Annotated in this window: 23 protein-coding genes; 10 read left to right on the top strand and 13 right to left on the bottom strand. The window is 69.4% G+C overall.

The genetic code is table 11. The features are described from left to right. Positions 1 to 105 precede the first annotated feature (105 nt). The 8 genes from ahcY to UAJ10_RS12020 form a co-directional block, all read right to left on the bottom strand. A complete protein-coding gene (gene ahcY, locus UAJ10_RS12055; protein ID WP_322915578.1) occupies positions 106 to 1,401 on the bottom strand; it encodes an adenosylhomocysteinase in 1,296 nt (431 codons plus the stop codon). A 294-nt stretch (positions 1,402 to 1,695) separates the two neighbouring features. Continuing rightward, positions 1,696 to 2,136: a type II toxin-antitoxin system VapC family toxin gene (locus UAJ10_RS12050; RefSeq protein WP_322915577.1), complete on the bottom strand. Its 441-nt coding sequence runs from the start codon at positions 2,134 to 2,136 to the stop codon at positions 1,696 to 1,698. Beyond that, positions 2,133 to 2,426 carry a FitA-like ribbon-helix-helix domain-containing protein gene (locus UAJ10_RS12045; protein ID WP_322915576.1) on the bottom strand — a complete coding sequence of 98 codons (294 nt, stop codon included), beginning with the start codon at positions 2,424 to 2,426 and terminating at the stop codon, positions 2,133 to 2,135. The genes UAJ10_RS12050 and UAJ10_RS12045 overlap by 4 nt, the downstream gene beginning before the upstream one ends. A 522-nt stretch (positions 2,427 to 2,948) precedes the next feature. Further along, positions 2,949 to 4,742, bottom strand: a complete 1,794-nt coding sequence (gene ptsP, locus UAJ10_RS12040; RefSeq protein WP_322915575.1) for a phosphoenolpyruvate--protein phosphotransferase — start codon at positions 4,740 to 4,742, stop codon at positions 2,949 to 2,951. Positions 4,743 to 4,749: 7 nt separating this feature from the next. Beyond that, on the bottom strand, positions 4,750 to 5,058 hold the full coding sequence (locus UAJ10_RS12035; protein WP_416235392.1) for an HPr family phosphocarrier protein: 309 nt from the start codon (positions 5,056 to 5,058) through the stop codon (positions 4,750 to 4,752). Then, complete coding sequence (locus UAJ10_RS12030; RefSeq protein WP_040843498.1) at positions 5,055 to 5,456, bottom strand: PTS sugar transporter subunit IIA; 402 nt, start codon at positions 5,454 to 5,456, stop codon at positions 5,055 to 5,057. Before UAJ10_RS12030 ends, UAJ10_RS12035 begins: the two co-directional genes overlap by 4 nt. After that, positions 5,453 to 6,376 (bottom strand): RNase adapter RapZ, encoded by a 924-nt coding sequence (gene rapZ, locus UAJ10_RS12025; RefSeq protein ID WP_322915574.1) that lies wholly within the window; start codon positions 6,374 to 6,376, stop codon positions 5,453 to 5,455. The genes UAJ10_RS12030 and rapZ overlap by 4 nt, the downstream gene beginning before the upstream one ends. Further along, positions 6,373 to 6,867 carry an HPr kinase/phosphorylase gene (locus UAJ10_RS12020; RefSeq protein WP_322915573.1) on the bottom strand — a complete coding sequence of 165 codons (495 nt, stop codon included), beginning with the start codon at positions 6,865 to 6,867 and terminating at the stop codon, positions 6,373 to 6,375. The genes rapZ and UAJ10_RS12020 overlap by 4 nt, the downstream gene beginning before the upstream one ends. Before the next feature lie 503 nt (positions 6,868 to 7,370). Here UAJ10_RS12020 and UAJ10_RS12015 point away from each other — a divergent pair. From UAJ10_RS12015 to katG, 4 genes are all read left to right on the top strand, one after another. Next, positions 7,371 to 8,456, top strand: coding sequence for a patatin-like phospholipase family protein (locus UAJ10_RS12015; RefSeq protein WP_322915572.1), 1,086 nt, complete (start codon positions 7,371 to 7,373; stop codon positions 8,454 to 8,456). Between the two features lie 146 nt (positions 8,457 to 8,602). Continuing rightward, on the top strand, positions 8,603 to 8,830 hold the full coding sequence (locus tag UAJ10_RS12010) for a hypothetical protein (protein WP_322915571.1): 228 nt from the start codon (positions 8,603 to 8,605) through the stop codon (positions 8,828 to 8,830). 165 nt (positions 8,831 to 8,995) lie between these two features. Continuing rightward, entirely contained in the window at positions 8,996 to 9,883 is an 888-nt protein-coding gene (locus UAJ10_RS12005) for a hydrogen peroxide-inducible genes activator (protein WP_322915570.1), read from the top strand. A 228-nt stretch (positions 9,884 to 10,111) separates the two neighbouring features. After that, positions 10,112 to 12,340, top strand: a complete 2,229-nt coding sequence (gene katG / locus UAJ10_RS12000; RefSeq protein ID WP_322915569.1) for a catalase/peroxidase HPI — start codon at positions 10,112 to 10,114, stop codon at positions 12,338 to 12,340. Between the two features lie 71 nt (positions 12,341 to 12,411). On the opposite strand, the gene UAJ10_RS11995 is transcribed toward katG, so the two are convergent. From UAJ10_RS11995 to UAJ10_RS11975, 5 genes are all read right to left on the bottom strand, one after another. Continuing rightward, positions 12,412 to 13,053 (bottom strand): phosphoribosylanthranilate isomerase, encoded by a 642-nt coding sequence (locus tag UAJ10_RS11995; protein WP_322915568.1) that lies wholly within the window; start codon positions 13,051 to 13,053, stop codon positions 12,412 to 12,414. 113 nt (positions 13,054 to 13,166) lie between these two features. Then, complete coding sequence (gene pyrF, locus UAJ10_RS11990; RefSeq protein ID WP_322915567.1) at positions 13,167 to 13,886, bottom strand: orotidine-5'-phosphate decarboxylase; 720 nt, start codon at positions 13,884 to 13,886, stop codon at positions 13,167 to 13,169. A 96-nt stretch (positions 13,887 to 13,982) separates the two neighbouring features. Beyond that, positions 13,983 to 14,549 (bottom strand): RNA 2',3'-cyclic phosphodiesterase, encoded by a 567-nt coding sequence (gene thpR / locus UAJ10_RS11985; RefSeq protein WP_322915566.1) that lies wholly within the window; start codon positions 14,547 to 14,549, stop codon positions 13,983 to 13,985. 32 nt (positions 14,550 to 14,581) lie between these two features. Continuing rightward, positions 14,582 to 15,619 (bottom strand): aldo/keto reductase, encoded by a 1,038-nt coding sequence (locus UAJ10_RS11980; RefSeq protein ID WP_322915565.1) that lies wholly within the window; start codon positions 15,617 to 15,619, stop codon positions 14,582 to 14,584. Positions 15,620 to 15,690: 71 nt separating this feature from the next. Further along, positions 15,691 to 16,347: an arylesterase gene (locus UAJ10_RS11975; protein WP_322915564.1), complete on the bottom strand. Its 657-nt coding sequence runs from the start codon at positions 16,345 to 16,347 to the stop codon at positions 15,691 to 15,693. A gap of 76 nt (positions 16,348 to 16,423) precedes the next feature. Here UAJ10_RS11975 and UAJ10_RS11970 point away from each other — a divergent pair, with 76 nt between their 5' ends. The 6 genes from UAJ10_RS11970 to UAJ10_RS11945 are packed head-to-tail and all read left to right on the top strand — an operon-like array spanning position 16,424 to position 21,001. After that, complete coding sequence (locus tag UAJ10_RS11970; RefSeq protein ID WP_322915563.1) at positions 16,424 to 17,146, top strand: ABC transporter ATP-binding protein; 723 nt, start codon at positions 16,424 to 16,426, stop codon at positions 17,144 to 17,146. A gap of 7 nt (positions 17,147 to 17,153) precedes the next feature. After that, on the top strand, positions 17,154 to 19,712 hold the full coding sequence (locus UAJ10_RS11965) for an ABC transporter permease (RefSeq protein ID WP_322915562.1): 2,559 nt from the start codon (positions 17,154 to 17,156) through the stop codon (positions 19,710 to 19,712). A 41-nt stretch (positions 19,713 to 19,753) separates the two neighbouring features. After that, positions 19,754 to 20,059, top strand: a complete 306-nt coding sequence (locus UAJ10_RS11960) for a BrnT family toxin (protein WP_322915561.1) — start codon at positions 19,754 to 19,756, stop codon at positions 20,057 to 20,059. Next, a complete protein-coding gene (locus UAJ10_RS11955; protein WP_322915560.1) occupies positions 20,040 to 20,348 on the top strand; it encodes a BrnA antitoxin family protein in 309 nt (102 codons plus the stop codon). Before UAJ10_RS11960 ends, UAJ10_RS11955 begins: the two co-directional genes overlap by 20 nt. Before the next feature lie 15 nt (positions 20,349 to 20,363). After that, a complete protein-coding gene (locus UAJ10_RS11950) occupies positions 20,364 to 20,651 on the top strand; it encodes a nucleotidyltransferase family protein (protein ID WP_040850312.1) in 288 nt (95 codons plus the stop codon). A 2-nt stretch (positions 20,652 to 20,653) separates the two neighbouring features. Next, complete coding sequence (locus tag UAJ10_RS11945) at positions 20,654 to 21,001, top strand: HepT-like ribonuclease domain-containing protein (RefSeq protein ID WP_322915559.1); 348 nt, start codon at positions 20,654 to 20,656, stop codon at positions 20,999 to 21,001. The last annotated feature ends 11 nt before the right edge of the window (positions 21,002 to 21,012 follow it).

The raw sequence follows: 21,012 nt of genomic DNA, 5'->3' as shown, positions 1-21,012 counted from the left end.
AGCACCCTTCCGGGGCGTTCCCATGCCTGGCGCACCCAAGAAAAAGGCCGGGCGCTGGGCCCGGCCTTCCTGGAACCACGGCATCCGAAGGTGCCGGGGCGACCCTTAGTAACGATAGTGGTCCGGCTTGAACGGGCCCTGGGGGCTGACGGCGATGTACTCCGCCTGCTTGTCGGTCAGGGTGGTCAGGATGGCGCCGATCTTGGCCAGGTGCAGGCGGGCCACCTTCTCGTCCAGGTGCTTGGGCAGCACGTAGACCTTGTTCTCGTACTTGTCGGCGTTGTTCCACAGCTCGATCTGGGCCAGCACCTGGTTGGTGAAGCTGGCGGACATGACGAAGCTGGGGTGGCCGGTGGCGCAGCCCAGGTTCACCAGGCGGCCCTTGGCCAGGACGATCAGGCGCTTGCCGTCGGGGAACACCACCTCGTCCACCTGCGGCTTCACCTCTTCCCACACGTAGTTGCGCAGGGCGTCGATCTGGATTTCGCTGTCGAAGTGGCCGATGTTGCAGACGATGGCCCGGTCCTTCATCTCACGCATGTGGTCCAGCGTGATGACGTCGACGTTGCCGGTGGCGGTGACGAAGATGTCGCCCAGGGGGGCGGCCTGTTCCATCGTCACGACCTGGTAGCCTTCCATGGCGGCCTGCAGGGCGTTGATGGGGTCGATCTCGGTCACCATGACGCGGGCGCCCTGGCTGCGCAGCGAGGCGGCGGAGCCCTTGCCCACGTCGCCGTAGCCGCAGACCACGGCCACCTTGCCGGCCATCATGACGTCGGTGGCGCGCTTGATGCCGTCCACCAGGCTCTCGCGGCAACCGTACAGGTTGTCGAACTTGGACTTGGTGACGCTGTCGTTCACGTTGATGGCCGGAACCTTCAGCGTGCCCTTCTTCATCATCTCATACAGGCGATGCACGCCCGTGGTGGTCTCTTCCGACAGGCCGCGGATGTCGGCCAGCATCTCGGGATACTTGTCGTGCAGGATCTGGGTGACGTCGCCGCCATCGTCCAGGATCATGTTGGGGGTCCAGCCATCGGGGCCGCGCAGCGTCTGCTCGATGCACCACCAGAACTCCTCCTCCGTCTCGCCCTTCCAGGCGAAGACCGGGATGTTGGCGGCGGCGATGGCGGCGGCGGCGTGATCCTGGGTCGAGAAGATGTTGCAGGAGGACCAGCGCACGGTGGCGCCCAGGTCCACCAGCGTCTCGATCAGCACGGCGGTCTGGATGGTCATGTGCAGGCAGCCGACGATGCGCGCACCTTCCAGCGGCTTCTTGCCCGCGTATTCCGTGCGCAGGGCCATCAGGCCCGGCATCTCGGTCTCGGCGATGGTGATTTCCTTGCGACCCCAGCCGGCGAGGCCGATGTCCTGGACTTTGTAATCGGTGAAGGCGGTCATGGGGGCGATGCTCCTCTGGTGCCCCGCCGGCGCACAAGGCGAGCCTGGACGGCCGGGCGGGATGACTGCGCCAGGGTGTACCAGCGCACCGCCTCACCAGCAAGCATAAAGATATCTTTATGTGTGCATTTGTTTGGTTCTTCCTCAGGTGCCGGGCGCGGCCATACGGCCGCTTGTGTTTCCTCAGTTTCCAGTCCGCTGCCACTCCCCGGAAACTTCCGGCGGCCGCGGTCGCGGCCTAGCGGACATACGTCCGCCAGGGTTTAGGCCGCCCTCGGAAGCCGGGCGCCGTCGTCACCTCAAGAACCGCTCGACCTCGTGCACCAGCACCACGCGCCCCGCCAGGCGGCCGCCCAGGGGGCCGCGCACGGCGCGCACCAGGGCCGGGTTGGCGGTGACGTAGACCAGCTGCAGGCCCTGGGCCAGCGCCAGGTACAGGCAATCCTGCGCCGGATGGGACAGCTGGGCCGCCAGGCGCACGGCGTCGGCCAGCAGCGGGCGCGACGGCATCAGTTCCACCTCCGCCCCTTGCAGGGCCATGGCGGCGGTGGCGGCCTCCACCGCCGTCAGGTCGCCCAGGGCCACCTTGGCGCCCAGCACCTGGGCCAGGTCACCCATGAGTACGTCGGGCGCCAGCAGGCGGTGGCCCAGCAGGCGGTCGGCCACGGGGCTGGTCGGCTCCGGCACCACCCATTGCAGGGCGACGGAGGCGTCGATGACGAATTGCAGGGTCATGCGCCCTCTCCCTCGCCCGGCGAGCCCGACGGCATGGACTCCGGCAAGGCGGCCCAGGTCTCGGCCCGCGTGGCGGCCATGACGTCGCCGGCGGGTCGGTGGGCACGGTCGGCCAGGGACTGGCGCAGTGAGGACGCCAGGGCGCGGAAGTCCTGCGGCTCACTGGCCAGCGCCTGGCGCAGGATGTCGCGGCACTCGGCTTCCATGGAACGGCCGTGGCGGGCGGCGCGCAGCTTCAGGCGGCGCACCAAATCCTCATCCAGGCCACGGACGGTCAGGGCGGTGGGCATCGGGTTCCTCCCAGGCAATGCCAGCAGTGCTGGCGCGCCCGAGGGTGCTGAAACACCGGAATCCCGTCAAGCTGTTCGCTTCGCCCTCAGGCGCCGGGCGCCGGCGTCCGCCGGCTTGGCTTCCTCGCATTCCAGTCCACTGCGTTCCCCGGAATGCTGCGGCGGCCACAGTCGTGGCGGTTCGCTTCGCCCTCAGGCGCCGGGCGCCGGCGTCCGCCGGCTTGGCTTCCTCGCATTCCAGTCCACTACGTTTCCCGGAATGCTGCGGCGGCCACAGTCGTGGCGGTTCGCTTCGCCCTCAGGCGCCGGGCGCCGGCGTCCGCCGGCTTGGCTTCCTCGCATTCCAGTCCACTGCGTTCCCCGGAATGCTGCGGCGGCCACAGTCGTGGCGGTTCGCTTCGCCCTCAGGCGCCGGGCGCCGGCGTCCGCCGGCTTGGCTTCCTCGCATTCCAGTCCACTGCGTTCCCTGGAATGCTGCGGCGGCCACAGTCGTGGCCTAGGCGGCTTGACGGCGTACCGCCGTCAAGCCGCCGCGTCGTTGAAATCGTCCAGCAAGGCGGCGATGCGGCCCCGGTCGGTCTGATCCATGATGGTGCGGGCGCGGCGGGTGGCCTCGATCAGGTCCAGGCCGCGCAGGCGGCGCTTCACCAGGGGCAGGTTGTTGGGCGCCATGGACAGCTCGCGGATGCCCAGGCCCAGCAGCAGGGCGGTATAGCGGGGATCACCCGCCATCTCGCCGCAGATGGACACGGGGATGCGGGCGCGCAGCGCCGCCTCGGTGGTGAACTGCACCAGGCGCAGCACGGCCGGGTGCAGTGGATCGTAGAGGTCGGCCACCTGCTCGTCCCCCCGGTCGATGGCCAGGGTGTACTGGATCAGGTCGTTGGTGCCGATGGCGAAGAAATCGCAGAAGGGCGCCAGGCCGTCGGCCGACAGCGCGGCACCCGGTATCTCGATCATGATGCCCAGCTTGGGCAGGGGGTGGGCGATCTTCACCCCCCGGCGCCGCAGGCGGCGCACCACCGTGGCCATGATCTCACGCACGCGCCGCACCTCCGCCACCGAGCTGATCATGGGCAGCAGGATGCGCAGGTTGCCGTGGGCCCCGGCGCGCAGCATGGCGGCCAGCTGGGTTTCCAGCAGCTTGGGCTCCTTCAGCGACAGGCGGATGGCGCGCAGGCCTAGGGCGGGGTTCGTGGGCTCGCTGAAATACCCCCGCAAGGCGGTGGCTATCTTCTCCCCACCGATGTCCAGGGTGCGCGCCGTCACCGGCTTGCCGTCCATGCTGGTGACGATGCGGGTCAGGATCTCCGTCTGCTCATCCTCGTCCGGCAGGTCCTCGCGGTTCATGAACAGGAACTCGGTTCGCAGCAGGCCGACGCCCGACGCCCCCACCTCGATGGCGCCGTCCAGTTCGCGCGGCAATTCCAGGTTGGCGTTCAGGGTGACGGCGGTGCCGTCGCGGGTGATGGCCGGCAGCTTGCGCAGGCTTTTCAGCTGCGCCCGTTCGGCCAGCAGCTCGGCCCGGCGGCGGCGGTACCCGTCCAGCACCTCGGGGCTGGGGTTGACGCAGACCTGGCCGGCGATGCCGTCCACCACCACCGTGTCGCCGTTCTGCACGCCCTGCAGCAGGCCCAGGGTGCCCAGCACGGCCGGCAGGCTGAGGGACCGCGCCATGATGGCGGTGTGGCCCTCCGGCCCGCCCAGCATGGTGGCGAAGCCGGCGATGCGGCGCGGATCCATCAGGGCGGTGTCGGCGGGGCTCAAATCCTCCGCCAGGACAATGCAGCCCTCCGGCAGGAAGGAGAAGGCCTGGTACTTGTGCTGCATCAGGTTGCGCAGCAGCCGCTGGCCCACCTCGCGCACATCGGCGACGCGGGCCGCCAGATAGGCGTCCTCCATATCAGCGAAGCTCTGCGCGATGCTGGTTATTTCCGCCTGCACCGCGGCCTCGGCGTTCACCTTGTCCTGGCGGATGCGCTTTTCCACGCCGCGCATGAGGCGGGAGCCCGACAGCATGGCGAAATGGGCGTCCAGCAGGAAGCCGATCTCCTCCGCGGCGCTGTCCGGCAAGCCGGAGGCCTTGGTCTTCAGCTTGCGCACCTGGCGGCGCGCCTTGTCGGCGGCGGTGGCGAAGCGTTGAACCTCCGCCTCCAGCTCAGCCTCGGGAATGGCGTATTCCGGCGCCAGCAGGGCGCTGGCGTCCACCACATGCGCCGGCCCGATGGCGATACCGGAGGAAACCCCCACGCCCCGCAGCAGACGATCGGCCACCGCCTTCATCGTGCGGCCCCGGCCAGATGCGCGATCGGCCATTTGCCGTTCAGTCCTCATCGAACTTGCGGTCGACCAGGGCGACCAGGGCGTCCAGCGCCTGTTCCCCCTGCGGCCCCCGCGCCCGCAACGTGATGGAGGTGCCGATGGCGGCCGCCAGCATCATCAGGCCCATGATGGACTGCCCGTTGACCTGGGTGTCGCCCCGTTCCACCTCCACCTCGGCATCGAACTCCGCCGCCAGCTTCACGAACTTGGCCGCCGCCCGGGCGTGCAGGCCGCGCCGGTTCTGGATCAGCGCCGTGCGCGACGGGCCGAAGTCGCCCGCGTTTCCTTCCCCCCGCCCGTCATGGCTCAGTTATCCGCCAGCAGGGAGGAGGCGACGTTGATGTACTTGCGGCCCGCCTCGCGCGCGGCCTGGACCGCGCTTTCCAGCGACTCGGTCTTGCGCACCGAGGCCAGCTTGATCAGCAGGGGCAGGTTAACGCCGGCGATGACCTCGACCTTGGCGCGGTCCATGGTGCTGATGGCCAGGTTGGACGGCGTGCCGCCGAACATGTCGGTCAGGACCACCACACCGTCGCCGGTGTCGCACTCCGCGACCTTGGCCAGGATGTCCTCCCGCCGCTGCTCCATGTCATCTTCCGGCCCGATGCAGACCGCGCGCACCTGTGGCTGTTCCCCCACCACGTGTTGGAGGGCCAGTATGAACTCCTCGGCCAGGCGGCCGTGGGTCACGAGGACCATACCGATCATCGGGTCTCCCTATTGACGACATGCGCGGGCTCCGGGGACACGCCGGACCGGTCCAATTCCCGGTGGGCGACGCCCACCCGGGAGCCCTGGGTTTGCAACCATGCCGCCAGCCGGTTGGCGACAAAGACGGAACGATGGCGGCCCCCGGTGCACCCCACGGCGATGGTGAGGTAGCGCTTGCCCTCGTTCATGTAGCGGGGCAGCAGGGGGGCCAGCAAGCGGGTGAGGTTGTCGAAGAAGGCGGGGAAGTCGCCATCCTTCTCGATGAAGGCGCCCACGGGCGGATCGTTGCCGGTCAGGGGCCGGAGATCGGGAACCCAGTGGGGGTTGTCGAGGAAACGGACGTCGAACACCAGGTCGGCCTCACGCGGGACGCCATGGCGGAACGAGAAGCTGGTCACGAAGACATGCAACGACGGCGCCGTGTCCAACCGGAAATGCCCGCCCAGCAAACGGCGGACATCGTGGATGGAAAGCTGGGTCGTGTCGACCACCACGTCGGCATTGTCACGCAAGGACCACAGCAGGCCGCGTTCCCGGGCGATGCCGTCGGGCACGGGCCGGTCGCTGGCCAGCGGATGGGGCCGCCGGGTTTCGGTGTAGCGCCGCTGCAGCGCCTCGTCCGACGCCTCCATGAACAGCAGGCTGACGGTCCGGCCGGTGGCCTTGCGCAACCGGTCCAGTTCCGCGCCCACGGCGTCGGCGGAGAAATCGCGGGTGCGGCTGTCGATGCCGATGGCCAGCGGCCGGTCGGTGGCCTGTTCCACCAGATGGGTCAGCAGCGACAGGCGCAGGTTGTCCACCGCCTCGTAGCCCAGATCCTCCAGCGCCTTCAGCGCGGTGGAGAGACCGGCGCCGGACAGGCCGGTGACCACAACTACGGGCGGCTGGGACAGGGAAACGCCGGATTGCCCGCTCATGCCGCCTCTCCCTCGGCAGCCACTGCCTGGGCCACCACCCCATCGAACGCGGCGGGCACCAGGGGCGCGCCGGCGGCGACGGCCGCCAAGGCTAGGCGCAGGGCGGCGGGGGCGGACGCCGCGAAGGGCCACAGCGCCACGCGCGGCACGGTCACGCCGGCCAGGGTCTCGGTGGCGGGTTCGGGCAGGCGGGGAACGGCGTCGCGGTCCACCAGATCGACCACCAGGCGGACGAAGGCCGACGGGGCGGCGGGCGCGGGCAGGATGCCCAGGCCCCGCACCTCGATCAGGCCAGCCAGACGCTCCGGCGCGGTGGCGGTCAGCAGGGTTCGCGTGGGATCGGCGGCCAGCGCCACCTGGTCGTCAGCCACCAGCAGGGCGCCCGAATCCACCAGGCGCAGGGCCAAATCGGATTTGCCCGACCCCGACGGCCCCCGCAGGAGGACGCCGGCACCGCCAATACTGACGCAAGTGGCATGGACGCGGATCATGGTCGAGGGAAGGTGCGACCGATGGCCCCCCCTGTCAATGGCATGACGCGTATGCGCGGTCCCCCCGGAGCCGCCTGCCCGTACCATCGCCCCCGCCTTCCTTCCCGACTCAGCCGCCCCGACCCTGCTGCGATCCCGGCTGTCGCGGCCCTCCGCCAACCCCCGAAGACGGATACGGGATACCGTTCGCGCCGCCGGTTTTAGCAGAAGCGGCCGGCGGGCGCAAAGCCGGGGCGGCGTTTTGGTTTGGCGGCGCAACATTCGGCGGGGAGATTTGTAACGACGCGCGGCGCCGGACCGCGATAGAGTGCCGATGTCGGGTCGCCCACCCGCGCGAACGGCCGGGTGCGGCGCGAAATGCCCCTCTTGGACCGACGAGGTGCGGCCCCATATCTTTGACGCCCCGGGGGCGCCGCAAGGCGCGCCATACGGGCCCGCCCCCGCGTTCCGGCCGCCGTTCGGTTGCGCCGCATCATGGATCAACCCAGCGACAAGGTCCCCCGATGCCCGACAGCACGCCTCCCCAGACCCCGCCCGGCCCCACCGACGCCACCGCCCGCCCCCACCGCAACGGCCAGCCGCACAAGCGCGTCAACCTGGGCCTGCAGGGCGGCGGGTCGCACGGCGCCTTCACCTGGGGCGTGCTGGACCGCCTGCTGGAGGATGGCCGGCTGGAGGTGGAGGCCATCTCGGGCACCAGCGCCGGCGCCATGAACGCCGTGGTCATGGCCGACGGCTACGGCAAGGACGGGCGCGAGGGCGCCCGCAAGGCGCTGCGCGCCTTCTGGACCAAGGTGGGGGAGGCCGGGCGCGGATCGCCCCTGCAGCGCAGCCTGCTGTCGCGCCTGCGCGGCAGCTGGCGGGTGGACGACAGCCCGGGCTACGCCTGGTTCAACCTCATGAACATGCTGGTCTCCCCCTATCAGAGCAATCCGCTGGGCATCAACCCGCTGCGCCGCATCCTGGAGGACCTGATCGATTTCGACCAGGTGCGCTTCGCCGCCGGCATCGACCTCTACCTGTCCGCCACCAATGTGGAGACGGGCAAGGTCAAGATCTTCCGCAACCGCGACATCACCGTGGACGCCGTGCTGGCCTCCGCCTGCCTGCCCCAGATGTTCCAGGCCGTGGAGATCAAGGGGGAGTACTATTGGGACGGCGGCTTCATGGGCAACCCGTCGCTGTGGCCCATCGCGTATGAGAACGAGAGCCACGACATCATTGTCGTGCAGATCAACCCGCTGGTGCGCAAGGGCGTGCCCAAGACGCCGTTCGAGATCGCCGACCGGGTGAACGAGATCACCTTCAACGCCTCGCTGATGCGCGAGATGCGGTCCATCCGCTTCGTCTCCCGCCTCATCGACTCCGGCGACCTGACGTCGGACCAGTACAAGGCCCTGCGCATGCACGTCATCGAGAATGACGAGGCCCTGGCCGACATGCACGCCAGCAGCAAGCTGAACGCCGAGCCGGAATTCCTGCAGTACCTGTTCACCAAGGGGCGGGAGACGGCCGACTGCTGGCTGGCCGCCAACTTCGACAAGGTGGGCGTGGAGACCAGCGTCGACATCGTGCAGGACTATTTGTGAGGTTTGGGCTTCCCCCTTCCTAGCCTCACGCGCTGGCGGACGTCCCGTCCCATGAGGGCATGCGGAGCTCAAGCCGCTGGTCTCCTTTCGGGGGGCGTCCACAAGGCCCCTTGGCCTTCGGCCCCGGCCGGCTATATGATCGTCCAATGGTCGAGACCCGCCCCACCACCTCCCGCCCCGGCGGGCTGATCCCCGACGGTTCGGACCGGCGCTCCATCCTGGTGCCGCCGCCGGCGCCCACGCGCGCCGTGCAGAAGGCCAAGCCCGGCAACCGCTGGCCCTCGGCCCGTGAACTGGCTGGCCTGATGGTCAATGGCATCCTGACCCTGCCCGCGCGCTATCGCCGGGGCATGTTCCTGGACGTGCTGATTTAGGCCTGTCCGCCATCCCGCCGCCTGAAGCGTCCTGATGGTCACGATCGTGGCCTGAGGTCGCACGTCCACTGCCCAGTCTGTTTCTTTTTTAATTAGAATAATTCCAATCTTGGCGCATAGGGGCTAAGATGGCGCGGTCACCGTCCCCCTGAAGACGCCGCCCCGATGACCCTGCCCAGCCTCAAACAACTCCGTTATCTCGTGCACCTGCATGAGCACCGGAATTTCAGCCGCGCGGCCGAGGCGTGCAACGTCACCCAGGCCGCCCTGTCGTCCGGCATCCAGGAACTGGAGGCGCTGCTGCGCCTGCGCCTGGTGGAGCGCACGCGGCGCATGGTGGCCTTCACCGCCGTGGGTGAGCAGGTGGTGGAAAAGGCGCGCGAGCTGCTGCGCGTGGCGCAGGACCTGGGCAATATCGGTCATGCCGAGGGGCCGCTGGCCGGTGTGCTGCGGCTGGGCATCATCCCCACGGTGGGCCCCTACCTGCTGCCCCGCCTGCTGCCCAAGTTCGCCAACAGCTACCCCCTGCTGGAATTGCATGTGCGGGAGGAGTTCAGCGCCAACCTGTGCGCGGCGATCAGCCATGGGGAGCTGGACTGCGCCATCCTGGCCCTGCCCTACCCGTGCACGGCGCTGGACTATGACGCGCTGTTCGACGACCCGCTGATGCTGGCCTTCCATATGGAGGACCCCGTGGGCGGCCACGCCACGCTGCGGGAGGCCGACTGGACGGAACGCCTGCTGCTGCTGCCGGACGGGCACTGCCTGCGCGACCATGCCCTGGCGCTGTGCGGCCGCGCCGACCTGCAGCGCCAGGCCATGTCCGCCGCCACGCTGCAGACCCTGGTGCATCTGGTCGATAACCGGCTGGGCATCACCTTGCTGCCGGAAATGGCGGTGCAGGCCGGCCTGCTGCATGGCCTGCACGTGACCACCCGGACCCTGCCGGACCCGGAGGCGAAGCGCCGCATCGTGCTGGCCTGGCGCAGCGGGGCCGCGCTCAGCACCACCTACCAGCGCCTGGCGCAGGCGATTCGCGAGGCGCGGCACTAGGAAAACGGGCCAGACCTCACCATATTGCCGCAACGCACAAATTATTGACTCCGCCAATCCGTTTCGTATTAATAATTACGCTTCTTATTCATTAAAGAAACTTCCATTTTTACTGCTGTTATAGATTTTCCCTATAAGTATTATAGAATCAATTAGTTTGTTCCGCGTTTTTCAGCATGTTAGCTGCAGATGCATCCGAGTTCTGACTTTCCCACAAGGGAGACTTCGATGCACACGCGTGCCCTTTCCTTCGCCCTGCTGCTGTCGGCGGCCATTTCGCCGCTGTCCCTGGCCGGCGCCGCCCACGCCCAGGACAAGCCCCAGCTGGAAAAACCAATGTCCAACCAGGACTGGTGGCCCAATCGGCTGGACCTCAGCCCGCTGCGCCAGAACGAGGCCGCGTCCAACCCCTACGGCGAGAAGTTCGATTACGCGGCCGAGTTCAAGACCCTGGACCTGCAGGCGGTGAAGAAGGACATCGACAAGGTCCTGACCACGCCCCAGGCCTGGTGGCCGGCGGACTACGGCAACTACGGCCCCTTCTTCATCCGCATGGCCTGGCACAGCGCCGGCACCTATCGCGTGGGGGACGGGCGCGGCGGCTCCGGCGGCGGGGAGCAGCGGTTCGAGCCGCTGAACAGCTGGCCGGACAACGTCAACCTGGACAAGGCGCGCCGACTGCTGTGGCCCATCAAGCAGAAGTACGGGCGCAAGCTGTCCTGGGGCGACCTGATGGTGCTGGCCGGCAACGTGGCGCTGGAGAACATGGGCTTCAAGACCCTGGGCTTCGCCGGCGGCCGCATCGACGAGTGGGAGCCCGACCTGGTGTTCTGGGGACCGGAGAAAAAGTGGCTGGACGACCAGCGCTTCGACGGCCAGCACCAGCTGAAGGGCCCCCTGGCCGCCACCCAGATGGGCCTGATCTACGTGAACCCGGAGGGGCCCAACGGCAACCCCGACCCCATCGCCGCCGCCAAGGACATCCGCCAGGCCTTCGGCCGCATGGCCATGGATGACGAGGAGACGGTGGCCCTGATCGCCGGCGGCCACACCTTCGGCAAGGCCCACGGCGCGCATGAGGCCAAGTGCCTGGGCAGCGACCCGGCGGGTGCAGCCATCGAGAAGCAGGGCCTGGGCTGGGAGAACAAGTGCGGCACCGGCAACGGCGCCGACACCGTCAGCAGCGGGCTGGAGGGCGCCTGGTCCGCCAACCCCATCGCCTTCACCACCCAGTACCTGGACAACCTGTTCGGCTTCGACTGGGTGCAGACCAAGAGCCCGGCGGGCGCCATCCAGTGGGAACCCAAGGACAAGGGTGCCGGTGAGCTGGTGCCGGACGCGCATGACCCGAACAAGCGCCACCCGCCCATGATGTTCACGACCGACCTGTCGCTGAAGATGGACCCGGGCTTCCGCGCCATCGCCCTGCGCTTCCAGAAGAACCCAGACGAGTTCGCCGCCGCCTTCGCCCGCGCCTGGTTCAAGCTGACCCACCGCGACATGGGGCCGCGCGCCCGCTACCTGGGCAACGAGGTGCCGAAGGAGGTGTTCAGCTGGCAGGACCCCATCCCGGCCGCCGACTACGTCATGATCGACGCCCAGGACGTGGCGCAGCTGAAGGCCAAGATCCTGGCGTCGGGCCTGACCGTGCCAGACCTGGTGCGCACCGCCTGGGCCTCGGCCGCCAGCTTCCGCGGCACCGACATGCGCGGCGGCGCCAACGGCGCCCGCGTCCGCCTGGCCCCGGAGAAGGACTGGGCCGTCAACGACCCGGCGGAACTGAAGAAGGTGCTGGCCAAGCTGGAAGGCATCCAGGCCGACTTCAACCGCGCCCAGAAGACGGGCAAGAAGGTGTCGCTGGCCGACCTGATCGTGCTGGGCGGCGGCGTGGGCATCGAGCAGGCGGCCAAGCAGGCGGGCTACACCGTCGAGGTGCCGTTCAAACCCGGCCGCACCGACGCCACCCAGGCGCAGACCGACGTCGCCTCCTTCGCCTACCTGGAGCCGACGGCCGACGGCTTCCGCAACTACTACGGCCCCCACAACCGCCTGTCCCCGGCCGAGGCGCTGGTGGACAAGGCCAACACCCTGACCCTGACGGTGCCGGAGATGACGGTGCTGGTGGGCGGCCTGCGCGCCCTGAACGCCAACGAGGGGGCGTCCAAGACCGGTGTGCTGACCACCCATCCGGGCACGCTGAACAACGAGTTCTTCGTGAACCTGCTGGACATGGGCACCAAGTGGACGCCGTCCGCCAAGACCCAGGGCGTCTACGAAGGCTATGACCGGGCCAGCGGCGCCCTGAAGTGGACCGCCAGCCCCGTCGACCTGATCTTCGGATCGAACGCGGAGCTGCGCGCGGTGGCCGAGGTCTACGCCAGCGACGACGCGAAGGAGAAGTTCGTGAAGGACTTCGTGGCGGCCTGGAGCAAGACCATGGAACTGGACCGGTTCTGAGGCTACAGGCCGGCCGCGCCAAGACAACACACCGGGGGGCCAGGCACCGCGCCTGGCTCCCCTTTTCTTATTCAGGCGCCGCGCACGGCATCCAGGAAGGCGCGGATGAGGGCCGGGTCCTTGTGGCCCGGTCTGTCCTCCACGCCGGAGGAGACGTCCACGGCCTCGGCCCCGCTGACGCGGATGGCCTCGGCCACCGTGTCGCACGTCAGGCCGCCGGACAGCATCCAGGGCTTGGACCAGCGGCGCCCGGTCAGCAGGGTCCAGTCGAAGGCGACGCCGTTGCCGCCCGGGAGGGTAGAGTCCTTCGGCGGCTTGGCGTCGAACAGCAGAAGGTCGGCCACCGGCTCATAAGCCGAGGCCACGTCCAGGTCGGCGGCCGTTTCCACCTTCAGCGCCTTCATGACGGGCAGGCGATGGGCGGTGCGGATGGCGGCCGCCCGGTCCGGCGTCTCTTCCCCGTGCAGCTGGATCAGATCCAGCGGCATCTGGGCCAGGGCCTGATCCAGGAAATCGTCGGTGGGGTCGACGAACAGGCCCACCGTGCGCACGCCCGTGGGCACCATGCGCGCCAGCTCCGCCGCCAGGGGCAGCGAGACGTTGCGCGGCGACTTGGCGAAGAACACCAGGCCGATATAGCGGGCGCCCCCGTCCACGGCGGCCTTCAGGGCGTCCGGATGATTGATGCCGCAGATCTTCGCTTTGGCGGGCATTTGCCTGCTCCTCAAGCGCCGGCGCGGCCATCCGGCCGCTTGGCTATCCTCGATTTCCGGTCCGCTATGCTCCCCGGAAATCTCCGGGCCCGCAGTCGCAGGCCTGATAAAAATCACGCGGCCAGTTCGGTGACGATGCGCTGGGCGGCCTGGACGGGATCCTGCGCGTCGGTGATGGGGCGGCCGATGACCAGGTATGTGGCGCCGGCCGTCACGGCGGCGGACGGGGTCATGATGCGCTTCTGGTCGTTGGCCACGGCCCAGACGGGGCGGATGCCCGGCACCATGAGGGTGAAGTCGGGGCCCAGCTGCCGGCGCAGCACGGCGCATTCGTTGGGGGAGCAGACGACGCCGTCCATGCCGGCGACATGGGCCAGATCCGCCAGCAGCGCCACCTGGTCGGCCACCGGCCGGTCCACGCCCACCGAGGCGAGATCCAGCAGGCTCATGCTGGTCAGCACCGTGACGCCCAGCAGCCGGGGCCGGGGCACGCCCATCTGGGCCGCGGCGTCCGCCGCCGCGTCCGCCGCCGCCCGCATCATGGCGGCCCCGCCCAGGGTGTGCAGGGTGATGAAGGCCGGGGCCAGGGGCATGACGGACCGGATGGCGCCCGCCACCGTGTTGGGGATGTCGTGCAGCTTCAGGTCCAGGAACAGCGGCATGTCCAGGCCCTCGGTCACCGTGCGGATGCCGTCGGGGCCCGCGGCGCAGAAGAATTCCAGCCCCAGCTTGATGCCGCCGACATGGCCGACCAGCCGCTGGGCCAGGGCGCGGGCCGCCTTGGGCTCGGGCGTGTCCAGGGCGACGAAGGTGCGGCGGGCGGGCGGGATCATGGCGGGGCGCGACTCCGGCTATGGACAGGATTTTAGAGGAAATACGGGATCCGCGGCCGCCGCGCATGCGCAATTTTGCGCGAGGGGGCCTGCGCGTCAGGGCGCCTCTTCCGCCGGCCGCCAGCCGCCCAGCGGATAGTGCCGCACCGCATGGTAGGTGCTGCCCTGCCGGCCCAGCACGCTTTCATAAAGGACGAAGCGGTCGACCGGGAACGGCCCCGCCTGGAACAGGCCGTGTTCCTCCATCAGCCGCCCGACGCGGGACGCCGGCGTCTCGCGGCCCAGGGTGGCCAAGGTGACATGGGGGCTGAACTTGCGCGTCTCGGCCGCCAGGCCCGCCCGCACCACGGCGCTCTCCACCTTGGCCTGCAGGTGGTCCAGCGCCGGCTCCGCCCGCACGCCGGCCCACAGCACGCGCGACTTCTCACCCTTGCCGAACTGGCCCAGGCCATCCAGCGCCAGGGTGAAGGCGGGCGCCACCACCAGATCCAGCGCCTCATCGATGTCCTGGGCCACGCCCTCATCCACCTCGCCGATGAAGCGCAGGGTGAGGTGATAGTTTTCCGGCGGCACCCAGCGGGCGCCCGGCAGGCCGCCGGTGAGGCGGGACAGGGCGTCCCGAACCGCTTCCGGCATTTCCAGGCCCACGAACAGGCGGATCATGACGCTTTACCTTGAGACGCCGTCCCCGGCCCTCAGGGGCAGGGGGACGGGTTGGACTGGTGCACGGCCTCGATCTCGTCGACCACCGCGTCGCTCAATGTAAGGTCGGCCGCGGCGATGTTGCTTTCAAGGTTGGCCATGCTGGTGGCGCCGATGATGACGGCGGTCATGAAGGGCTGGCGCAGGGCGAAGGCGATCGCCATCTGCGTCGGGTCCAGGCCGTGGCGGCGCGCGATGTCCAGGTAGCGCTCCACGATGGGGTCAACCACCGGCCCGCCGTAGCGGGAGCCCCGGGTGTCGATGGCGCGGCGGCTGCCCGCCGGCATGGCGCCGTTCAGGTACTTGCCGCTCAGGGTGCCGCCGGCCAGGGGGGAATAGCCCAGCAGGCCCACCTGCTCGCGCACCGCCACCTCCGCCAGGTCGGTGTCGAAGACGCGGGACAGCAGGTTGTAGACGTTCTGGATGCTGGCGATGCGGGGCAACCCCCGCTGTTCCGCCGCGCGCAGATAGGCCATGACGCCCCACGCCGTCTCGTTCGACACGCCGACGTGCCGGACTTTGCCGGCCGTCACCAGCTCACCCAGCGCCGCCAGCGTTTCCTCGATGGGCACCCCGCCGTCGCTGTACAGCTCGTCCGGCGTGCCCCGGCCGAACAGGGCCAGGGGCCGCTGCGGCCAGTGCACCTGGTAGAGGTCGATGTAGTCGGTGCGCAGGCGGCGCAGGCTGGCGTCCACGGCGGCGTGGATGTTGGCGCGGTCCAGCCGGTGCTGGCCGCCGCGCACCCAGGGCATGGGCCCGGGCCCGCTGACCTTGCTGGCCAGGAAGACCTGGGCGCGCCGGCCGGTGGCCTGGAACCAGGTGCCGATGATCTCCTCGGTCTTGCCGTAGGTGTCGGCCGTGGGCGGCACGGCATACATCTCCGCCGTATCGAAGAAGGTGACGCCCCGGTCGAAGGCGTAGTCCATCTGCGCATGGCCTTCCGCCTCGGTATTCTGGCGGCCCCAGGTCATGGTGCCCAGGCAGAGGGCGCTGACGGTGACGTCGGTGCGGCCGAGACGGCGGTATTCCATGGGGGCACGGTCCTTCTAAGCGGGAGAGGTTGACGCCTGTCATACGCCAGGCCCGGGGGCCTGTGTAACCGTTATTTGCCGGCCGCGGCGTTACCGTTCAGCGTCGTCAGCGCCTTGGCCACCAGGGGCTTCAGCCCCCGGACCATGATGGCCACGCCGTCGCCGTTGGGATGCATGCGGTCGGCGATGGTCAGCTTCGGATCCAGCGCCACCCCTTCCAGGATGAAGGGGTAGAAGGGCAGCGCGTACTGCCGGGCCAGGTCCGGGTAGATCTTGTCGAAGGCGGCGACGTAGTCGGCGCCCAGGTTGGGCTGGGCCCTCATGCCGGCCAGGATGGCGGGGACGTGCCGGTCCTTCAGCGTGGACAGGATCTTGTCCAGGTTGGCGCGGGTGGATTTGGGATCGATGCCGCGCAGCATGTCGTTGGCGCCCAGTTCAACCACCACCAGGTCCGGCTTGTCGCCCAGCATCCAGTCCAGGCCGGCCAGGCCGCCCGCCGAGGTCTGGCCGGACACGGCGGTGTCGCCCACCGTGACGTCGAAGCCGTCCTGGCGCAGCGCCGCCTCCAGCTGGCGGGTCAGGCCCTGGCCCGGCGGCAGGTTGTAGCCGGCCGACAGGCTGTCGCCCAGCACCGCCACCTTCAGGGGCCGCGCCGCGGCACCCGTCACCAGGCCCAGGGCCAGCAGCGGGGCGAGCAACAGCGCGGTGAGTGGAAAGGAAAGTCGCATTGCCGGTATTCCTGTTGAAATAAAAAGGGCCCGGGCCATATCGGCTGGAGACCTTCAGCCCGAAAGCCCAGCACCCATGCCCCCTGTCCAGCCCGCCCTGGAGCCCGCCCTGGAACTGAACGGCCTGACCCTGACATTGGAAAGCGCCGCCGGGCGCGTCAACATCCTGAAAGGCATCGACCTTTCGATCCAGGCGGGGGAGCGGATCAGCATCGTTGGGCCCAGCGGGTCGGGAAAATCGTCATTGATGATGGTCATCGGCGGGCTGGAACGGCCCACCGGCGGCACGGTCACCGTGGCGGGCCAGACGGTGAACACGCTGTCGGAGGACGCCCTGGCCCGCTTCCGCCGCGATCATGTGGGGATCGTCTTCCAATCCTTCCACCTCATGGCGGCGATGACGGCGCTGGAAAACGTGGCCCTGCCCATGGAACTGGCGGGCGAAGCCGACGCCTTCGACCGCGCCCGCGACGGGCTGGCCGCCGTGGGCCTGTCCCATCGGCTGGACCACTATCCCGGCCAGCTGTCGGGCGGCGAGCAGCAGCGCGTGGCGCTGGCCCGCGCCTTCGCCCCCCGGCCCCGCCTGATCCTGGCGGATGAGCCCACCGGCAACCTGGACCAGGAAACGGGGGAGCAGATCATCCGCCTGATGTTCGACCAGGCGCGCCGCCACGGCACCACCCTGATCCTGGTGACCCACGATCCCGGTCTGGCCGCCCGCTGCGACCGCACCATCCGCCTGGCCGACGGCCGGGTGGTGGAGGATACCGCCGTGGCGCGCGCGGCACTCGCTGACTGAGGCCGCCATGACCAGCCTCACCGAACTCAAGCTGGCGGCCCGGCTGGCGCGACGCGAACTGCGCGGCGGCATCCGGGGCTTCCGCATCTTCCTCTTGTGCCTGGCCCTGGGCGTGGGCGCCATCGCCGCCGTGCAGTCGGTGGCGGGCGGCATCCAGCGGTCCCTGACCCAGGACGGCCGCGCCATCCTGGGCGGCGACGCCTCCGTCCGCGTGCTGTACCGCGAGGCGACGGCGGAGCAACGCCAGTGGCTGGAGGGCCAGGGCACCGTGGCCGTCACCGCCGACATGCGGGCCATGGCGCGCAAGCCGGCCCCCCCAGGCGCCGAAGCGGACCTGGGCGCCAGCGGCCTGGTGGAGCTGAAGGCGGTGGACGGGCGCTATCCCCTTTACGGGCGACTGACCCTGACGGACGGCGGCACCGACGTGCAGGCCCGCCTGGCGGCGCGCGACGGCGTCTATGGCGCCTTCGTCGACGACACGCTGGCCGCCCGCCTGTCGCTCAAGACAGGCGACACCCTCGTCATCGGCGACACGACGATGCAGGTGCGCGGCATCATCGACCATGAGCCGGACAAGGCGGGATCGGGTGGCATCGCGCTGGGCCCCCGCCTGATGATCTCCACGGACGCCCTGCCCACCACCGGCCTGGTGCGCCCCGGCAGCCTGGTCAATTGGTCCTACCAGCTGCGCCTGCCCGAGGGCACGGACGCCGCCGCCTGGGCCAAGACCGTGGAGCAGACCTTCCCCGACGCCGGCTGGCGGGTGCGCGACTTCCACAACGCCGCCCCGCAGCTGACCCGCTTCATCGACCGCCTGGCCCAGTTCCTGACCCTGGTCGGCCTGACGGCCCTGCTGGTGGGCGGGGTGGGCGTGGGCAACGCCGTGCGCAGCCACATGGACGCCAGCGTACATTCCATTGCCACCCTAAAATGCCTGGGCGCGCCCGCCCGCCTGATCTTCCAGGTCTACCTGATGCAGATCCTGGCGCTGGCCGGGCTGGGCATCGCAGCCGGCCTGGTGCTGGGCGCCGTGCTGCCGCTGGCGGCGGGCCGCGCCCTGGCGGGCCTGCTGCCCATCACGGCGGAGATCGGGGTCTATCCCGGCCGCCTGGCGCTGGCCGCGCTGTTCGGCCTGACCACCGCGCTGGTCTTCTCCCTGTGGCCGCTGGGCCAGGCGCAGGGGGTGCCGGCGGCGCGGCTGTTCCGCGAGGGATCGGCCGGGCGCCGGGGCCGGCCGCCGGCCCTGGTGCTGGCGGCGCTGGCCTGGCTGGCGGCAGCCCTGGGCAGCCTGGCCGTTCTGACCTCCGTCGACCAGAAGCTGGCGGCCTTCTTCGTCATCGGGGCGGCGGCCACCCTGCTGCTGTTCCTGGGGGCGGGCACCGGCATCACCCGCCTGGCCCGGCTGCTGCCCCGTCCCCGGCGGCCGGCCCTGCGCCTGGCGCTGACCAACCTGCACCGGCCGGGCAACCTGTCGGGCATGGTGGTGCTGTCGCTGGGCCTGGGCCTGACCGTGCTGGTGGCCGTGGCCCTGATCGAGGGCAACTTCCGCCGCGAGGTGGGGGAGAGCCTGCCGGCGAACGCCCCCAGCTTCTTCTTCGTCGACATCCAGCCCGACCAGCTGGACCAGTTCCGCCAGACGGTCATGGCCGTGCCCGGCGCGCACGACCTGGAAACCACGCCCAGCTTGCGCGGCACCATCGTGCGGGTGGACGGCAAGCCGGCGCAGGAGCAGGTGCACGACCCGGACAAGAAGTGGGTGGTGAACGGCGACCGCGGCGTGACCTATCAGGCCGCCGCCCCCGCCGGCGACAAGGTGGTGGCCGGCGCCTGGTGGCCGGCCGACTACAGCGGCGATCCTAAGCTGGCCATCTCCAAGGATGTGGCGCAGGCCTTCGGCATCGGCCCCGGCGCGCACATGACCCTGTCCGTCCTGGGCCGCGAGATCGAGGCGGAGGTGGCCGTCGTGCGCGACCTGGACTTCACCACCCTGGGCATCAACTTCACCCTGGTGATGAGCCCCGGCGTGCTGGAGCACGCGCCGCAGACGCACCTGGCCACCGTGCGGGCCCCGGCGGAGGCCGAAGCCGCCATCCAGCGCGCCGTCATCCAGGCCTTTCCCAACATCACCGCCATCCGGGTGAAGGAGGCGCTGGCCACCGTGTCCACCATCATCGTCAACATCGGCATGGCGGTGCGGGTGGTGGCCGCTGTGACCCTGGTGGCCGGCACCCTGGTGCTGGCCGGCGCCATCGCCGCCGGCCACCGCCGCCGCGTCTATGACGCCGTGGTGCTGAAGGTGCTGGGCGCCGTGCGCGCCACCATCCTGCGCACCTTCCTCATCGAATACGGCGCCCTGGGCCTGGTGACGGCCGTCATCTCCGGCGCGGTGGGTACCCTGACCGCCTGGGCGGTGCTGACCAAGGTCATGAACATGAAGTGGGTGTTCCTGCCCCAGACCCTGGTGCTGACCGCCCTGCTGAGCACCGCCATCACCCTGGCCCTGGGCCTGGTCGCCACCTGGCGGGCGCTCAGCCAACCGGCGGCGCCGCTGCTGCGGGAGGAATGACGCGCCTTTCCGTACCTACGGATTTGTAGTAACATTTCCGTATGGAAAGGCTCTTCGAATGGGATGAGGCGAAAGCGGTAAGCAATTACCGCAAGCACGGCATCACCTTTGAAATGGCCGTGCTCGCCTTCGATGACCCGTTCGTCCTGACCCGGCAAGACCGTATCGAAGGCGGCGAGCTCCGGTGGCAAACCCTGGGTGTGGTTACGGGACATTTGCTGCTGCTGGTCGCCCATACCCTATGGGAAGAGGACGATCAGGGGCACGCGGTCGAGGTTATACGGATCATTTCAGCACGAAGGGCCACGCGGACCGAAAGGCGCCAATATGAGCACGAAGATCGTTAGGATGCGTAGGGCCGACGTTCCTCCTCTGACCGAGGAGCAAAAGGCGCAATTGAGGGCTCTGGCCGAACGGCCGGACAGCGAGATCGACTTCAGCGACATTCCCGAAACGACGGAGGAGGCCTGGCAGAACGCCGTGCGTGGCCGCTTCTACAAGCCGACCAAGACATCGACGACCGTACGGATCGATTCCGACGTGCTGGCCTGGCTGCGATCCCAGGGCAAGGGCTACCAATCCCGTATCAATGCCATTCTGCGGCGGGAGATGTTAGCGTCGCTCAAGAACGGCTGAGGAAGCGGGGCGGTCATGAATCAGGAACAGGCGGTCAGCAAGCTGCGGGCCCATGAGGCCGAACTGCACCGGGCCGGCGTGGCGCATCTGTTCCTGGTGGGCGGCCCGGCGGCGCCGGAGCGGGAGGGCGGGGTGGACCTGTTCCTGGACAGCGACAACCCGCGCTTCAGCCTGATCGAACTGGCGGACATCCAGGACAAGGTGCGCGCCATCCTGGGCCGGCAATCCGAGGTCACCACCCGTGACGGCCTGCATCCCCAATTGCGCCCGGGGATCGAGGCCGACGCCTTGCGCGTGTTCTGACGATGCGGCGGAGCGTCATCCTGCGCCTGGGCGACCTGCGCGAGATCCTGGACGGGATCAGCGGCATCACCGCCGGAATCGCCTACCCGGAGTTCGCCGAAAGCTGGGGCCTGCAGCGCGCGGTGGAGCGATCGCTGGAGATGGTGTCGGCCACCGTCCGGCAATTGCCGCCCGACGTGACGGCGGCGGAGCCGGACATCCCCTGGCGCCAGATCGCGGCCATGGGCCAGCTGCTGCATCCCCCCGACCGCCGGGTGGCCACCCGCGTGCTGTGGAACAGCGTGCTGGAGCACCTGCCCCCGCTGTCGGACGCCATCGACCGCCTGATCGTGCGGGAAGAAGGCCGCTGACCCCCGCCGAG

This window comes from Nitrospirillum guaranorum, from assembly GCF_034653275.1.
Classification (GTDB): Bacteria; Pseudomonadota; Alphaproteobacteria; order Azospirillales; family Azospirillaceae; genus Nitrospirillum.
This window is presented reverse-complemented; position numbering and strand designations above follow the sequence as displayed.

Coding starts and splice junctions, on each gene's coding strand:
- ahcY (WP_322915578.1), bottom strand. CDS start 1,401: ATGACCGCCTTCACCGATTACAAAGTCCAGGACATCGGCCTCGCCGGC.
- UAJ10_RS12050 (WP_322915577.1), bottom strand. CDS start 2,136: ATGACCCTGCAATTCGTCATCGACGCCTCCGTCGCCCTGCAATGGGTG.
- UAJ10_RS12045 (WP_322915576.1), bottom strand. CDS start 2,426: ATGCCCACCGCCCTGACCGTCCGTGGCCTGGATGAGGATTTGGTGCGC.
- ptsP (WP_322915575.1), bottom strand. CDS start 4,742: ATGGCCGATCGCGCATCTGGCCGGGGCCGCACGATGAAGGCGGTGGCC.
- UAJ10_RS12030 (WP_040843498.1), bottom strand. CDS start 5,456: ATGATCGGTATGGTCCTCGTGACCCACGGCCGCCTGGCCGAGGAGTTC.
- rapZ (WP_322915574.1), bottom strand. CDS start 6,376: ATGAGCGGGCAATCCGGCGTTTCCCTGTCCCAGCCGCCCGTAGTTGTG.
- UAJ10_RS12020 (WP_322915573.1), bottom strand. CDS start 6,867: ATGATCCGCGTCCATGCCACTTGCGTCAGTATTGGCGGTGCCGGCGTC.
- UAJ10_RS12015 (WP_322915572.1), top strand. CDS start 7,371: ATGCCCGACAGCACGCCTCCCCAGACCCCGCCCGGCCCCACCGACGCC.
- UAJ10_RS12010 (WP_322915571.1), top strand. CDS start 8,603: ATGGTCGAGACCCGCCCCACCACCTCCCGCCCCGGCGGGCTGATCCCC.
- UAJ10_RS12005 (WP_322915570.1), top strand. CDS start 8,996: ATGACCCTGCCCAGCCTCAAACAACTCCGTTATCTCGTGCACCTGCAT.
- katG (WP_322915569.1), top strand. CDS start 10,112: ATGCACACGCGTGCCCTTTCCTTCGCCCTGCTGCTGTCGGCGGCCATT.
- UAJ10_RS11995 (WP_322915568.1), bottom strand. CDS start 13,053: ATGCCCGCCAAAGCGAAGATCTGCGGCATCAATCATCCGGACGCCCTG.
- pyrF (WP_322915567.1), bottom strand. CDS start 13,886: ATGATCCCGCCCGCCCGCCGCACCTTCGTCGCCCTGGACACGCCCGAG.
- thpR (WP_322915566.1), bottom strand. CDS start 14,549: ATGATCCGCCTGTTCGTGGGCCTGGAAATGCCGGAAGCGGTTCGGGAC.
- UAJ10_RS11980 (WP_322915565.1), bottom strand. CDS start 15,619: ATGGAATACCGCCGTCTCGGCCGCACCGACGTCACCGTCAGCGCCCTC.
- UAJ10_RS11975 (WP_322915564.1), bottom strand. CDS start 16,347: ATGCGACTTTCCTTTCCACTCACCGCGCTGTTGCTCGCCCCGCTGCTG.
- UAJ10_RS11970 (WP_322915563.1), top strand. CDS start 16,424: ATGCCCCCTGTCCAGCCCGCCCTGGAGCCCGCCCTGGAACTGAACGGC.
- UAJ10_RS11965 (WP_322915562.1), top strand. CDS start 17,154: ATGACCAGCCTCACCGAACTCAAGCTGGCGGCCCGGCTGGCGCGACGC.
- UAJ10_RS11960 (WP_322915561.1), top strand. CDS start 19,754: ATGGAAAGGCTCTTCGAATGGGATGAGGCGAAAGCGGTAAGCAATTAC.
- UAJ10_RS11955 (WP_322915560.1), top strand. CDS start 20,040: ATGAGCACGAAGATCGTTAGGATGCGTAGGGCCGACGTTCCTCCTCTG.
- UAJ10_RS11950 (WP_040850312.1), top strand. CDS start 20,364: ATGAATCAGGAACAGGCGGTCAGCAAGCTGCGGGCCCATGAGGCCGAA.
- UAJ10_RS11945 (WP_322915559.1), top strand. CDS start 20,654: ATGCGGCGGAGCGTCATCCTGCGCCTGGGCGACCTGCGCGAGATCCTG.